This window comes from Aeromonas sp. 6P (assembly GCF_051919525.1).
GTDB lineage: Bacteria > Pseudomonadota > Gammaproteobacteria > Enterobacterales > Aeromonadaceae > Aeromonas > Aeromonas veronii.
This window is the reverse complement of the sequence record NZ_JBQBEO010000002.1, coordinates 3862608-3876434: the sequence shown is the minus strand read 5'-3', so window position 1 is coordinate 3876434 and position 13827 is coordinate 3862608. Positions and strand designations below refer to the sequence as shown.

The window sequence follows — 13827 nt, the reverse complement described above, 5'->3', positions numbered from 1 at the left end:
CATCGTTGTGGCCGGTGTCAGTGTTTGACGAGATACAGCTGGCGGCTGTAGGCCACATCTTCCGGGTTGTTGATGGGGTAGCCCTTGAGCCATGGCTTGATGAGGCGGGCATTGGTGTATTGGTAGATGGGGGCGATGGGGGCTTGATCCAGCAGGATCGCCTCCGCCTCGCCAAACAGCTTGCTGCGGCTGGCGGCATCCTGAGTGCTGGCCGCCTCTGCCAGTAGCTGGTCATAACGGGCATTGGCAAAGCCAGCCATATTGCCGCTGTGACGAGAGCCCCACAGGCCAAGGAACGCTGAAGGGTCGTTGTAATCGGCGACCCAGGAGGAGCGGATCACCTCGAACTGACCGCTCTGGCGGCTGTCGAGATAGGTTTTCCACTCCTGATTGGTCAGCTCGACCTCGGCGCCCAGCTTTTGCTTCCACATGCTGGCAATCGCCAGTGCCATCTTCTTGTGAATTTCCGCGGTGTTGTAGAGCAGGGTCAGCTTGAGCGGCTTGTCCGGGCCGTAACCGGCCTCCTTGAGCAGGGCCTTGGCCTTGCTGTCCAGCGCCGGCTGGCTGCTGGTGGAGAGCAAGTTGGCGGCCGGGGTAAAGCTGGCGGTTACATCTGGAGTGAAGTGATAAGCCGGTTTCTCGCCAGTGCCGAGCACCTTGTCGGCGATCAGGGCGCGGTCGATGGTGTAGGAGAGCGCCTTGAGCACCCGCACATCGTTCAGTGGTGCCTGACGGGTATTGAAGGCGTAGTAGTAGGTACCGAGCTGATCCGGGGTGTAGACCTCATTCGGGATCTGCTGCTTCAGCTTGTCGTACTGCTCCTTGGGGAAGGATTCGGTGATATGCAGATCGCCCGCCAGATAGCGGTTGGTCGCCGCGCTCTCCTGATTGATCGGCATGAAGATCACCTTGGTCAATACGGTATGGGCCCGATCCCAGTAATAAGGGTTGGGGGTCAGCTCCAGCTTCTCGTTGACCACCCGGTTGTTCAGCACAAAGGCACCGTTGCCTACCAGTTTGCCGGGTTGGGTCCATAGGTTGCCGTACTGCTCGATGCTGGCCTGATGGAGCGGCGACAGGCTGGGGTGGCTCAGCAGGTTCAGGAAGTAGGGCACCGGCTGGGAGAGGGTCACTTGCAGGGTGTGGTCATCGAGGGCCTTGACCCCCAGCTCGCTGGCAGGCAATTTGCCAGCGACTATTTCGTCCACCTTGTCGAAACGGGCCAGTTGGGCAAACCAGGCGAAGGTGGCCGCCTCTTTCGGATCGACCAGCTTGCGCCAGCCGTAAACGAAGTCGCCGGCCTTGACCGGATCGCCGTTGGACCAGCGCGCATCCGGGCGCAGATGGAAGGTAAAGAACTGGTTGCCCTTGTTTTCCCAGCTGGCCGCCACCCCGGCAACCGGTTTGCCATCCGGCCCCTGGGTCAGCAGCCCCTCGAACAGATCCCGCAGTACCTGCAACTCCGGCAGGCCGACCAGCTTGAGCGGGCTCAGGCTCGCAGGTTCATCCTTGAGGTGGCGAACGACAATCTGCTTGGCGGCGAGTTGTGTTCCGGCGGGAATATCGGCAGCCTGGACAGCAGCACAGCCCAGCAGGGCCAGCAAGGGGGTCCATCCTTTCATGGGTCGGATCCTTCAAATAGTGTGAAGCGGGGAGAAAACTCGGCGAGAAAATATCGCCGACAGATGGGAAATCATGATATCCCGTTTGCTGGTCTGACCGCCAGCATTCGACTCTCACTCCCAATCGGGGTAGAAGAGCGTTCCCGGCGTCTGTGCAGTTCAATGTGGTGAGGAGTGTCAAACGATGAAAGCATGGTTAGTGCTGGCCTGTGTGTTGAGCCAGGGTGCCTGGGCGTTGGCCCCGTGCCAGAGCGACACGGCGGTGGGCAACTGGTGCGAGATCGGCATCAATGCCTTGCACCCGACTCAGGGGGGCGTCGGCCAGATCCAGGTCGATGAGACCCAGGCCACATTGGCGGGCATGAGCGCAAAGCAGCTCGACAAGTTGATGAAAAAGAAAGAGATCCCCGTGGTGATTGCGCCGGATGGCAGCTACTGGCTGGTGGACAGGCACCATCTCACCAAGGCGCTGTGGCAGCAGGGCGTCAAGGATGCCCGGGTCAAGGTGATTGGCCGCCTGCAGGACAAAGCCAACTTCTGGAGCCAGATGCAGAACAACCACTGGGCCTGGCTCAAGGATGAGAAGGGACAGCCGCTGACCCCGGAGCAGTTGCCGACCAGTATCGACAAGCTGCCTGATTATCCCTATCGCACCCTCGCCGGACTGCTGCAGAATGCGGGCTACTTTCGCAAGGACAAACAGGTCTATTTCGTCGAGTTTGCCTGGGCCAGCTGGCTCGGCAAGCAGATGCAGTGGATGCCGGTGGACAGCGCCAATCTGGCGGCCCGCCTGCAACAGGCCAAACGGCTCGCCTGCGGCAGCGATGCCAGTGGCTTGCCCGGTTATCCCGGCAAGCAGTGCAGCCTCAACCAGTCCAAAAGCGCGCAATGAGTGGATGTGCGATGCCGGCACCCTGAGCATGCCGGAGATAAAAGAGGGCGACCCCGGGGTCGCCCTTATGCTGTCAGCTACTGGTTAGCGGTGGTCACTCATGGCGCTCCGCCCAGCGGGCAGCCGCCTGCTCAAGCAGGGCGACTTCGCCTTGCTGGATCAGCGGTAGGAGATCGTTGACCTGTTGATCCGGCCAATCCCACCAGACGAGGGCCTGTAGCCGGGCAATCTCCTCCTCACCAAAGCGCATCCGCACCACCCTGGCCGGGGTGCCCGCCACCATGGCATAGGGCGGCACATCCTGATTGACCAGCGAACGGGCGGCGATGATGGCGCCGTCGCCGATGGTGACGCCGGGCATGATCATCGCCTCCATGCCGATCCAGACATCGTTGCCGATGCGGGTATCGCCAGCGGGGCGGTAGCTGCGCTGGAGCGCCGCCAGATCGGCGAACGGATAGGTGCTGATGAAGGACGTGTTGTGGGTGTGGTTGCCGCCCATGATGATCTTTACCCCAGCGGCAATCTGCACATAGTCGCCGATATGGAGCCGGTCGATATGCCAGAGCGGCTCCCAGCCGGTGTCCGGGCTGCGGCTGAAGGGATCGCCATGGAGGTAGCGCACTGCCACCTCTTCGAAGGGGCCATCCCAGGCACCCGAGTAGTAGCTGTGCTGCCCCTTTAGGCAGATATTGGGGTTGGTCACCGTCAGGTGCAGGTATTCGACCTGCGACCAGTGTTGGCAGGGGTTCATGTTGGTACTCCTTTGCTGAATGGATCGGATGGGTTGCGTTCGCGTGAGCGCAGCTAATAGATCCAGACCAGCATGCGGGGCACGCAGAGCAGGGAGCAGCCCAGCATCTGCGGGAGGCGTGGTCGCATTGTGGGGCTCCAAAGAAGAGGGAAGGGCGCGATCATAAGGTCGGGCGCCGGGTTTGCCAAGGTTGCGCAGAGATCCTGCACTAACCCTCTGGTTGATATTTATTCTCAATTAGCCATGATAACACTCCCACCATGACGGATTCGGGAGAGTGAGATGACACCGCAAAGTTGGCAACGATACATGCTGGAGGCGGAGCGTGCCTGGCAGGCCGGTTCGCTGGGGGCGGCGATCTGCTTTTATCAGCAGGCGCTGGGGGATGTTTACGAGATGACCCAGGTCGAGTTGACCGAGCTGGCCACCATGCGGGTCGCCACCTGTCATCGGCTGGCCGACTTCTGGCGGGCGATGGATCAGCCGACTTACGAGCTGCGCTACCTGAAGCTTGCCTCCGAGCTGGTCACTGCGCTGGTGCCGCAGTGCCCCAATCGGGAGTGCGAGGCGCTGATCAGCGAGCTGGGTTGCTGTCGCGGCGCCCTGCTCGCCTTTCTCAAGCGCCACCCCAATCCGGAAATTGCCCGGCTGATCCAGCTGCAGGACAAGGTGCAGGGCTGCGAGCTGATCGGCCGTTTTCGCCTCAACTGACTGGCGTTGAGCGGCAGCTCAGCTCCGCCGTTTGAGTTTCTGGGCGATGCGCTGCTGCGCCTCTTCCCCCTGCAGTGCCTGGGCGAAGGCGCGCGCCTCCAAATCGATGACAAAGTGCACTGCTTGTTTGAGCTCCTGTTTCAGCAGTGCCTTGCTCTTTTGCAGCGCTCTGGGCGGTTTTGCCGCCAGCTTCAGTCCCTGCTCGCGGGCAAAGGAGAGTACTCCATCGGCTGCCACTACCTTGTTGGCCAGCCCCAATCGCAGCGCCTCTTCGGCATCAATCGCCTCGGCCAGCAGCAACAGCTCGGCCGCCTTGAGGTGCCCCACCAGACGCGGCAGCAGCAGGCTGGAGGCGAACTCCGGTACCAGCCCCAACTCGACGAAAGGAAGCTGCAAGCGGGCGTTATCCGCCAGATAGACCAGATCGCAGTGCAGCAGAATGGTGGTACCAATCCCCACCGCCGGGCCTGCAACGGCGGCGATCACGGGTTTGGGGAAGTCGGCAAGGGTGTGGAGGAACTGCAGGATGGGGTCGTCGGGCTCCAGAGAGCTCTTGCCCATAAAGTCGGCCAGATCATTGCCCGCGGTAAAGCAATCCTGCTGCCCCTGCAACAACAGGACATGCACCTCCTCATCGGCTGCCGCCTCTCGCAGCGCTGCCACCAGTTGCTTATGGAGCTCGGTATTGAGAGCGTTGCGCTTGTCGGGGCGGTTGAGGGTCAGGGTGAGCAAGCCATCCTGCTGCTCGGCAATGAGAATGGGGGCCATGTCTAAATCCTTGTTATTGAAAGGTGCAAAAAAGGTTGCTGCTGGGGTAACCTTGGCGCCGTTTAACAACATCATAAAAGGATTTCAACCATGTTTAAACGTGCGTTTTATTCTCTGCTGGTTCTGGGTATGACGGCGCCTGCACTGGCCAAGGTCGAGGCTGTCGACGGCTATGTGCGCCTGTTGCCGCCGGGCTCCCCCAACACTGCCGCCTTTATGGTGCTCAAGAATGACGCCGACCAGCCGGTCAAGCTGGTGGCGGCGGCTTCTGCTGCGGCCGGGCGTGCCGAGCTGCACACTCATCTGCACGAAAATGGTGTGATGAAGATGCGTCAGGTCGAGAGCATCGAGATCCCGGCCAAGGGCGAAGCGGTGCTGAAACCGGGCAGCCTGCACATCATGCTGTTCGAGGTGGGCACGCTCTCCGAGCAGACTCCTTTCCCGCTCACCCTCACCATGGACGATGGTCAGAAGCTGGATCTGTCACTGCCGGTGAAGCCGATTGAGCCGATGGCAGAGATGAAGCATATGAAGCACTGACATTTGTCGTCGTTTGTTCAGGATTGACGCTGGGTATTTTGGCTGCACCGAGTAAAATAGTGCTCTTTTCCATGTATGCAAGAGGAAGTGACGTAATGAAAAAGACGCTGATTGCCGGTTTTGTGCTGGCTCTGTGCAGCCAGAGTGCCATGGCCGCTGACGACTGGCGTTTTGCCGCCGGCGCCGACGTATGGGCCGCCAAGGGCAGTGGTCAGGCTTATGGCACCAGTGCCGATGGCAGCTATGACGACAGCTACAACTGGAACGGCTATCTGCAACTGGAACACGGCATCATCTTCCTGCCGAACGCCAAGTTTGAAGTCTCCGATTTCAGCACCTCCGGCGGCAATTTCAAAAACGATCTGACAGCCTACGATCTGAGCCTCTACTACCGTCTGTTCAACAACGATCTGTTCAAGATCGATTTGGGTATGACCGGTCGTCACTACGATGGCGAGCAGGTCTACTTCGGCCGCAAGGGTTATGACGAAGATACCCTGATGGCCTATGCCGGCAGCGAAGTGAAGATCCCGGGCACCGGCATCGCCTTCTTCGGCGATCTGCGCACTCACGATGCGGACAACTATGACTACCGTCTGGGTGGTTCCTACAAGTTCTCCTCCATGCCGATCAAGCTGCGTGCCGGCTGGCGTGAAGCCAAAGTCGACTTCGCCAATATCGACCAGTCTGTCGATGGCTGGTTCATGGGCGGCGAATTCACTTTCTAATCTGACGTTGTCTGACAACGGGGGGTGATATTCTTCGCCAACATCTATCAGCGCATTCTGTCGATGGCTGGTTCATGGGCGGCGAATTCACTTTCTAATATGACCGTCAACTGACGGCGAGGAGCGATAATGGGCCACATCATAGTGACAGGTGCCGGTTCTGGTCTCGGCCGGGCGCTGACCATCGGACTGGTTGAGCGGGGCCATCAGGTCTCCATGATGGGGCGCCGTTATCAGCGACTGCAGGAGCAGGAACAACTGCTCGGCAGCGCGGTGATCGGCATCGCGGCCGATCTGGCGCACCATGAAGAGGTCGACGTTGCCTTCGCCGCTGCGGTGGAGTGGGGAGGGCAGCCCGACATGGTGATCCACTGCGCCGGGGTGGGCGAGTTTGGCCCGGTCGGTGTCTACACCGCCGAGCAGATCCGCCGGGTGGTGGAGAGCAACCTTATCTCCACCATTCTGGTGGCCCAGCAGACGGTGCGGCTTATCGGTGAGAAAGGCGGAGTGCTGGCCAATGTGCTCTCCTCCGCCGCTCAGGTGGGCAAGGCCAACGAGAGCCTCTACTGCGCCTCCAAATGGGGGATGCGCGGCTTTCTCGAATCCTTGCGCGCCGAGCTGAAAGGCTCGCCACTGCGGCTGGTCAACCTCTACCCGAGCGGGATCCGCAGCGAATTCTGGGATAACTCAGATCATGTGGACCCGAGCGGCTTCATGACCCCGGAAGATGCGGCGGCCTATATGCTCGACGCGCTGGAAGCCAGAAGCAGTTGCCACGTGACCGATCTCTTTATCGGTCGCAATCCCTGAGGCAACCCTTCATCCGGTTGCCGTCGTCAGCACACAGAAACAAAAAGCGCGCCAAATGGCGCGCTTTTCTATTCAGGTAAGGGGGCGGAATTAACGGCCCAGCTTGGCCTTGAGCATGGCGATGATGTCGCTGATGGCCACTTCCTGCTTCTCGCCGGTACGGCGGCACTTGTACTCCACCACGCCGTTGTCCAGACCGCGATCGCCGATGACGATGGCGTGCGGGATGCCCAGCAGCTCCATGTCGGCGAACATTACGCCCGGGCGCTCTTTACGGTCGTCGAACAGCACGTCCACACCAGCGGCTTTCAGCTCGGCGTAGAACTGTTGTGCCTGCTCGGCCACGCGTTCGGACTTGTGCATGTTCATCGGCACGATGGCCACTTCGAACGGGGCGATGGCGTCCGGCCAGATGATGCCGTACTGGTCGTTGTTCTGCTCGATGGCTGCGGCCACCAGACGGGAAACCCCGATACCGTAGCAACCCATCTCCATGGTGACGGATTTGCCAGCTTCGTTCAGCACGCTCGCCTTCATCGCTTCGGAGTACTTGGTACCCAGCTGGAAGATGTGGCCCACTTCGATGCCGCGCTTGAGCAGCAGCTTGCCCTGGCCGCACGGGCTCGGGTCGCCTTCTACCACGTTGCGCAGGTCGGCAACTTCGTAAGTGGTGATGTCGCGATCCCAGTTGGCACCGGTCAGGTGGAAGCCGGTCTCGTTGGCGCCGCAGACGAAGTCCGCCAGATGGGCTGCGCTGCGATCGACGATGATGCGACCGGCAAAGCCGACCGGGCCGATGGAACCTGCATCGCAACCGGCGGCCGCTTTAATCTGCTCGTCGTTGGCGAAGGTGAGCGGGTTGGCCACGCCAGCCAGTTTCTCTGCCTTGATTTCGTTCAGTTCGTGGTCGCCACGCAGTACCAGCGCGATGACGGCCTGCTTGCCGTGCTCATCTTCCTCTGCCAGTACCAGCAGGGTCTTGGCGATGGCGGTCGGTGCCACGTTCAGGAAAGCGGCCACTTCGTCGATGGTGTGGACGTTCGGGGTGGCAACCTTGGTCAGGGCTGCGGTGGCGGCAGCGCGCTCACCAGCCGGAGCCAGCGCTTCGGCCATCTCGATGTTGGCGGCGTAATCGGAGCTGTCGGAGAAGGCGATCAAGTCTTCACCGCTCTCGGCCAGCACCTGGAATTCGTGGGAACCGGTACCACCGATGGAACCGGTATCGGCCTGCACCGGACGGAAGTTCAGGCCCATGCGGGTGAACGCCTTGCAGTAGGCGGCGTGCATCTTCTCGTAGGTATCGACCAGAGATTCCTTGTCGATGTGGAAGGAGTAGGCATCCTTCATCAGGAATTCGCGGCCACGCATCACGCCGAAACGGGGGCGCACTTCGTCGCGGAACTTGGTCTGGATCTGGTAGAGGTTGAGCGGCAGCTGCTTGTAGCTGTTCACTTCGTAACGTACCAACGCAGTGATCACCTCTTCGTGGGTCGGGCCCAGCACGAAGGGACGGTTGTGACGGTCGGTCAGACGGCACAGCTCGGGACCGTAGTCATCCCAGCGGCCGGACTCCTGCCACAGCTCGGCGGGTTGTACCACCGGCATGGAGACTTCGACGGCACCAGCATTGTTCATCTCTTCGCGAACAATGTTCTCGATTTTCTTCAGTACCCGCAGACCGGTTGGCAACCAGGCATACATGCCGGAGGCCAGTTTACGGATCATCCCGGCGCGCAGCATCAGCTGGTGGCTGACAACTTCAGCGTCGGAGGGGGTTTCCTTGAGAGTGGAAAGCAGATATTGGCTGGTACGCATCGCGGTAGACCTTAGCTAGAACGGGCGCGGGGCCCAGGATAATTTCAAGGGCGGAATTTTAACAGGCTGGGCGTTGCGGCCCAAGGGCTAAATTTGCCGCAACCCGAAAGGTGGCCACGCCCGGCAGATGGTCAGGGCAATGACCATTGCAACAAGCAGGCTTTTTATGCCTGCAATTTGGCCGGATCTCCGCTAAACTCTGCCACCTTTTCTCGATGGGCATGGCTCTGCCGCGTTCATCACCCCCCATTTTTAGTACTTTTGGAGCCGCTCATGCCGTTAGTGGGACATCAACACCAGATCGAGATCCTGGAACTGACCGACAAAGGAGATGGCAAAGGACGCCTGTTCGATCGCCCCCTGTTTGTCGAAGGTCTGCTGCCCGGTGAGCAGGCGCTGGTGGAGTTGACCGAGGTCAAGCCGAACTATCTGCACGGCAAGGTTGCCGAGCTGCTCCAGCCCTCCGCCGATCGGGTTGCCGATTTCTGCCCCAACACCGAGTGTGGTGGCTGTCAGGTACGTCCGCTGGCCTATCCGGCCCAGCTCAAGCTCAAGCAGGCCTTGGTGCAGAGCGCACTGGAACAGGTCGGGCTGGGTGACACCCCGGTCAAGGATATCCTTGGCATGGAGAGCCCGTTCGCCTATCGCAACAAGGCGCAATATGCGGTGCGTGGCTGTGACGCCGGTGCCGAGATTGGTTTTTATCGCAAGCACTCCCACGATCTTCATCACCGCCGATGACTGTGCGGTGCAGGATCCGCTGCACGTGGAGCTGAACGCCCGGGTGCGCAACTGGATGCGCGCGCATGACATCGCTGCCTATGACGAAGTGAACCACAGCGGCTGCGTGCGCAACCTGATGACCCGCAAGGGCTTCAAGAGCGGCGAGCTGATGGTGGTGCTGGTGACCCTGAGCGAGGAGCTGCCGTTCGAAGCCGAGCTGCTGGCAGCCCTGAGCGATCTGCCGGTCACAACCCTGGTGCAGAACATCAACGATGAGCGCACCAACCGCATTCTGGGCGCGACCAACCGGGTGCTGCTCGGCGAAGGGGTGATCCGCGACAAGATCCATGAGCTCGAGTTCGAGATCTCGCCGCTCTCCTTCTTCCAGAACAACCCGACCCAGACCGATGTGCTCTACTCCAGCGCCCTCGAGTATGCCGAGCTGACCGGTAACGAGACGGTGTTCGATATCTATTGCGGTATCGGCACCATCTCCCTGTTTCTGGCTGGCAAGGCCGCCAAGGTCGTCGGGATCGAGTCGGTGGAGAGCGCCATCAGCGATGCCCGTCGCAACGCCGCCCTCAACGGCATCGAGCACACCGAATTCCACGTCGGCAAGGCCGAGCAGCTGATGCCCGAACTGCACGCCCAAGGTGTGACCGCTGACGTGGTAGTGATGGACCCGCCGCGCAAAGGCTGTGACAAGGCCGTACTGCAGACCCTGGTGGCCATGGCGCCGCGCCGTCTGGTCTATGTCTCCTGCAACCCGCAGACCCTGGCCCGCGATCTTGCCTGGCTGGTCAAGCAGGGCTTCGTGCTGGACGAAGTGCAACCGGTCGATATGTTCCCGCACTCCATGCACGTCGAAGCGGTTGCCCGCCTGAGCCTGCCTGCCAAGGCATAAGTCGCACCCGACTCTTGCCCATAAAAAAACGACGCCAGCTGGCGTCGTTTTTTTATCTCTGCAATCGGCGGATGGGCGATTAGCTGGCGCTCTGGCGTACCTCGGCGGCGATCTGGTCGAGCAGCTGTTGCCAGCCCTGGCCCAGCTCGTTCACCAGCGCGTTGTAGCCATCGGCCGGCAGGACCCGCTCCTGACGGAAGGGGGCATCGCGCAGCACGGTGCCATCTTCCGCCAACAGGCGCCAGCGACCGCTCAGCACGGCGCTGCCGTCATGACGGCCCTGAAAGCGCTCCACCAGAATGGTCAGCACCGGCCCCTTGCGGCCGCCATCCTGCCGCACCACCCAGCCCGGCAGGCGGGTGGAGAGGCCATTGAGGGTGAGCTGGTTGAGCTGATCGTCCAGCGCACCGGCCCAGCGATGGTACTCGGTGAAGTGGAGCTCTTGTCCTTCCAGCTGATAGACCAGACTGATCCGGTCGAGCTGGCTGGCCAGCGCCACCGGGCGCAGCACCAGCTGGTGCTGCGGTTGGGCCGGGGCCGTCACGGGTTGCTGGTTGTCGGCATCGAGCGAGTAGTAGTGCATGCTTGGCTGGCTGCCGCAACCCGCCAGCAGGCCCAGCAGGGCCAGCGTCAGGATCTCTTTTTTCATTGTTTGCCTCGCTTGGGCTCAGGGTCCGATGGATGCGCGCGATCGAAGATCAGCGAGCTGGGCTGCTCGTTGAGGGAGTGCACCAGCGGCTGCAGTTCGCGCATCAACTGATTGAGGGTCTGCACCGACTGACGCAGGTCCTGATTGGTCTGCGACTGGGCATCGTAGGCCTGCAGGGTCTCCTGCAACTGCTTGAGGCTCTCGTTGAGGGAGGCGGGCAACTGCTGGGTAGAATCCTTGGCGGTGAGCTTGTTCAGGTTGGCGCTGACTGCACTGATGTTCTTCAGGGTGCCATCCAGGGTGGTGAGTGACCCGTTGACCTTGGTCAGGGTGGTGGCCATGTCCATGTCGACAAACTTGTCGAGGATGAGGTTCACCTTGCGTTCGATCTGATCCAGCCCGCCCTGCACGGTGGGGAAGACCTGATAACCGGCCAGCTTGGTCGGTTCGAAACGGGGGACATCAGGATAGAAGTTGAGATCGATGATCTTGCCACCGGTCAGCAGGCTTGCGGTCTTGAGGCTGGCACGGAGCCCCTCCTTGAACTGCTTGCCGAACAGGGCCCGCCACTGATCTTTTTCCGCTTTTGCGTAGCGGTGGGAGAGGCGTTGTACCTCGATGCGTGCCAGTACCGGGATCTGGCGGCTCTGGAAGATGCGAACCCCCTTCTCCTCGACCATATAGGGTGCCGAGATAACGGTACCCACGCGGATGCCACGGTACTGTACTGCGGCGCCGGGATGGAGACCGGCCACGTTATCTTCGAACAGGAAGACGTAGTCGATGAACTGATCCAGGCTACCGGCCAGCACGCTCGCCTCATCCTGGAACAGGGTAAACTCCTCGTTCGATTTGACGGGTTCACCAGGTGACCAACCGGCAGGCAGCCCCATGGTGATCCCCCCATCGAGCAGGCTCTCCAGCGAGTCCATCTTCACCTTCATCCCCTCGCTGCTCATGGAGACCTCAAAGCCCGGGGTCAGCCAGAAGCGGGAGTTGCTGCTCACCAAAATGTCGTAAGGGGCGTTGATGAAGATTTGATACTGCATCTCGCTCTTCTCGGGCAGGAACTTCGCCTCTTCTACCTGGCCGATGGTGAAGCCCTGATAGCTGATGGGCGAGCCAGCCCCCAGCGCACGAGCGTCGCTGCTGGTGAGGGAGAGACGCAGCCCTTTGGCATCGAGGGAGGCGAGCGGCGGTTTGTCGAGCATGGTGTACTGATCCCGCGCCCGACCTTTCTTGCCAGGGGCAAGCTCGATGTAGGCGCCGGAGAGCAGGGTACTGAGGCCGGATACGCCCTCGCGCCCCACGCGGGGTTTCACCACCCAGAACTGGCTGTCACCGCGCAGCATGCCGGAGGCAGCACTGGTCAGCCTGCCTTTGAGCACGGCGTGGCTGTAGTCAGCGCTCAGCTCGACCGTTTCGATGCGGCCGACATCCACGTCGCGAGAGCGGATCACTGTCTTGCCTGCGACTATGCCCTCGGCGGTGGCGACGGTCAGGGTGAAACTGGGACCTTGTGAGTACCAATGTTGAAACAGCATCCAGATACCGATGAACAGCGCCAGCAGCGGCACCATCCAGATTGCGGCGGCCGAGCTCATAAAGTCAGAGCCCGGTTTCCACCTTGTTTTACGCTCACTCACGTTCGCGTTCTCCTTGTTGTAAATCCCAGATAAGGCGAGAGTCGAAACTCATGGCGGCGACCATGGTGATCAGCACCACGCCTGCAAAGGCGACGGCCGCAGGGCCGGGGTAGATGGTCATCAAGTTGTCGAGCCGGATCAGGCCCGCCAGAATGGCCACCACGAAGACGTCGATCATCGACCAGCGCCCGACAAATTCAGTCATGCGATAGAGTTTGAGCTTGCCAAGGGGGGAGGTGACATTGCCGCGCTGCACCATATAGCAGAGCCAGAACAGTGCCAGGATCTTCACTAGGGGAACGACCACACTGGCGAAAAAGATCACGGCGGCAATCGGGTAGGAGCCCAGTGACCAGAGCAGCACCACCCCGCCCAAAATGGTGGATGGGGTGCTATCCCCCAGCATCACCGTGTCCATAATGGGGTAGAGGTTGGCCGGGATGTAGAGGATGGCGGAGGTAAACAGTAGCGCCCAGGTGCGGTTCAGACCACCCGGCTTGCGGGCATGCAGCTTGCCGCCGCAGCGGGAGCAGCTGTGGCTACCCATCTCGCTCAGGGCACCACAGATATGGCAGCCCACCAGACCGGATTCCAGCGCGCACGCGTCCGGGTCGATCTCCCGCGCCTCGGTAGGGCCGAACAGCCGCTGCCACAGCCACATCTGATCCAGCGAGGAGATCATCTTGATGAGCAGCACCGTGTAACCGACGAAAGCCCAGAATGACAGCCCCATCTTGATGTCGGCCATTCCCATCAGCTTGACCAGCGAGATGAGCACCCCCACCAGAAAGACATCCACCATCAGCCAGGGTTTGATCCGACAGAGCAGACGGCCGAGGGATCGCAAGGCGTGGTTGTGCAGATCTTTATCGACCCGCCACAGCACCAGCATGATGGAGCCCATATAAACCAGCGGCAGGCCGATCAGGGTCAGGCTCAATATCGCGCCGAGAAACAGATAGCCCTCATCCACCAGGGTGGTGATGCTCTGCAAAAAGGTCATCTCCTGGCCCACCCCTTTGGCGGAGAAGGACATGAAGGTAAAGGCATTGGCGAGCACGAACATGATGAGCGCAGCAAACCCGTAGGAGATGGGACGCAGCTCCTGCTGTGGCAGGTGGCGACTCAGGGTGTGTCCGCAACGGGGGCAGCAGCTGGCCTGTCCCACCTCGAGCGGTGTGGCCGGGATCAGCAGGTCACACTCTTCGCAGGCTGTGGCATCATGGACATAGGTGGTGTGGTGTTGGTGTGAAACCGGATGCAAG

General features: G+C 60.8%; 12 protein-coding genes and 1 pseudogene. 6 read left to right on the top strand and 7 right to left on the bottom strand.

Annotated elements, in window-relative coordinates; genetic code table 11:
- Positions 1-17: 17 nt before the first annotated feature.
- Positions 18-1622 (bottom strand): peptide ABC transporter substrate-binding protein, encoded by a 1605-nt coding sequence (locus ACTG2J_RS17905; protein WP_439997747.1) that lies wholly within the window; start codon positions 1620-1622, stop codon positions 18-20.
- Between the two features lie 184 nt (positions 1623-1806).
- Here ACTG2J_RS17905 and ACTG2J_RS17900 point away from each other — a divergent pair, with 184 nt between their 5' ends.
- Positions 1807-2514 carry a ParB-like protein gene (locus ACTG2J_RS17900; RefSeq protein WP_113739841.1) on the top strand — a complete coding sequence of 236 codons (708 nt, stop codon included), beginning with the start codon at positions 1807-1809 and terminating at the stop codon, positions 2512-2514.
- Between the two features lie 94 nt (positions 2515-2608).
- Here ACTG2J_RS17900 and ACTG2J_RS17895 read toward each other — a convergent pair whose 3' ends face one another.
- Positions 2609-3268 (bottom strand): CatB-related O-acetyltransferase, encoded by a 660-nt coding sequence (locus tag ACTG2J_RS17895; RefSeq protein WP_113739840.1) that lies wholly within the window; start codon positions 3266-3268, stop codon positions 2609-2611.
- Between the two features lie 282 nt (positions 3269-3550).
- Here ACTG2J_RS17895 and ACTG2J_RS17890 point away from each other — a divergent pair, with 282 nt between their 5' ends.
- Entirely contained in the window at positions 3551-3979 is a 429-nt protein-coding gene (locus tag ACTG2J_RS17890; RefSeq protein WP_439997745.1) for a DUF2753 family protein, read from the top strand.
- An 18-nt stretch (positions 3980-3997) separates the two neighbouring features.
- Here the strand turns inward: ACTG2J_RS17890 and ACTG2J_RS17885 are convergent, their stop codons facing one another.
- A complete protein-coding gene (locus tag ACTG2J_RS17885) occupies positions 3998-4747 on the bottom strand; it encodes an enoyl-CoA hydratase-related protein (RefSeq protein ID WP_439997743.1) in 750 nt (249 codons plus the stop codon).
- Positions 4748-4837: 90 nt separating this feature from the next.
- On the opposite strand from ACTG2J_RS17885, the gene ACTG2J_RS17880 reads away from it, so the two are divergent.
- From ACTG2J_RS17880 to ACTG2J_RS17870, 3 genes are all read left to right on the top strand, one after another.
- Positions 4838-5287 (top strand): copper chaperone PCu(A)C, encoded by a 450-nt coding sequence (locus tag ACTG2J_RS17880; protein WP_139402721.1) that lies wholly within the window; start codon positions 4838-4840, stop codon positions 5285-5287.
- A gap of 95 nt (positions 5288-5382) precedes the next feature.
- Entirely contained in the window at positions 5383-6015 is a 633-nt protein-coding gene (locus ACTG2J_RS17875) for a TIGR04219 family outer membrane beta-barrel protein (protein WP_005354809.1), read from the top strand.
- A 129-nt stretch (positions 6016-6144) separates the two neighbouring features.
- The gene (locus tag ACTG2J_RS17870) at positions 6145-6825 is read left to right on the top strand and encodes an SDR family oxidoreductase (RefSeq protein ID WP_042052437.1); all 681 of its coding nucleotides are present in this window, start codon (positions 6145-6147) and stop codon (positions 6823-6825) included.
- 90 nt (positions 6826-6915) lie between these two features.
- Here the strand turns inward: ACTG2J_RS17870 and ACTG2J_RS17865 are convergent, their stop codons facing one another.
- Positions 6916-8640 carry a proline--tRNA ligase gene (locus ACTG2J_RS17865; protein ID WP_439997741.1) on the bottom strand — a complete coding sequence of 575 codons (1725 nt, stop codon included), beginning with the start codon at positions 8638-8640 and terminating at the stop codon, positions 6916-6918.
- Positions 8641-8913: 273 nt separating this feature from the next.
- Between ACTG2J_RS17865 and rlmD the strand changes: the two are divergent.
- Positions 8914-10267 (top strand): annotated as a pseudogene (gene rlmD, locus ACTG2J_RS17860) (23S rRNA (uracil(1939)-C(5))-methyltransferase RlmD).
- Between the two features lie 79 nt (positions 10268-10346).
- Here the strand turns inward: rlmD and ACTG2J_RS17855 are convergent.
- Genes ACTG2J_RS17855 through ACTG2J_RS17845 form a run of 3 tightly spaced genes read right to left on the bottom strand, consistent with a single transcriptional unit; the run spans position 10347 to position 13826 of the window.
- Entirely contained in the window at positions 10347-10916 is a 570-nt protein-coding gene (locus ACTG2J_RS17855; RefSeq protein ID WP_439997740.1) for a PqiC family protein, read from the bottom strand.
- On the bottom strand, positions 10913-12562 hold the full coding sequence (pqiB, locus tag ACTG2J_RS17850; protein WP_439997739.1) for an intermembrane transport protein PqiB: 1650 nt from the start codon (positions 12560-12562) through the stop codon (positions 10913-10915). Before pqiB ends, ACTG2J_RS17855 begins: the two co-directional genes overlap by 4 nt.
- Positions 12555-13826, bottom strand: coding sequence for a PqiA/YebS family transporter subunit (locus ACTG2J_RS17845; RefSeq protein WP_431362934.1), 1272 nt, complete (start codon positions 13824-13826; stop codon positions 12555-12557). Before ACTG2J_RS17845 ends, pqiB begins: the two co-directional genes overlap by 8 nt.
- Between the last annotated feature and the right edge of the window lies 1 nt (position 13827).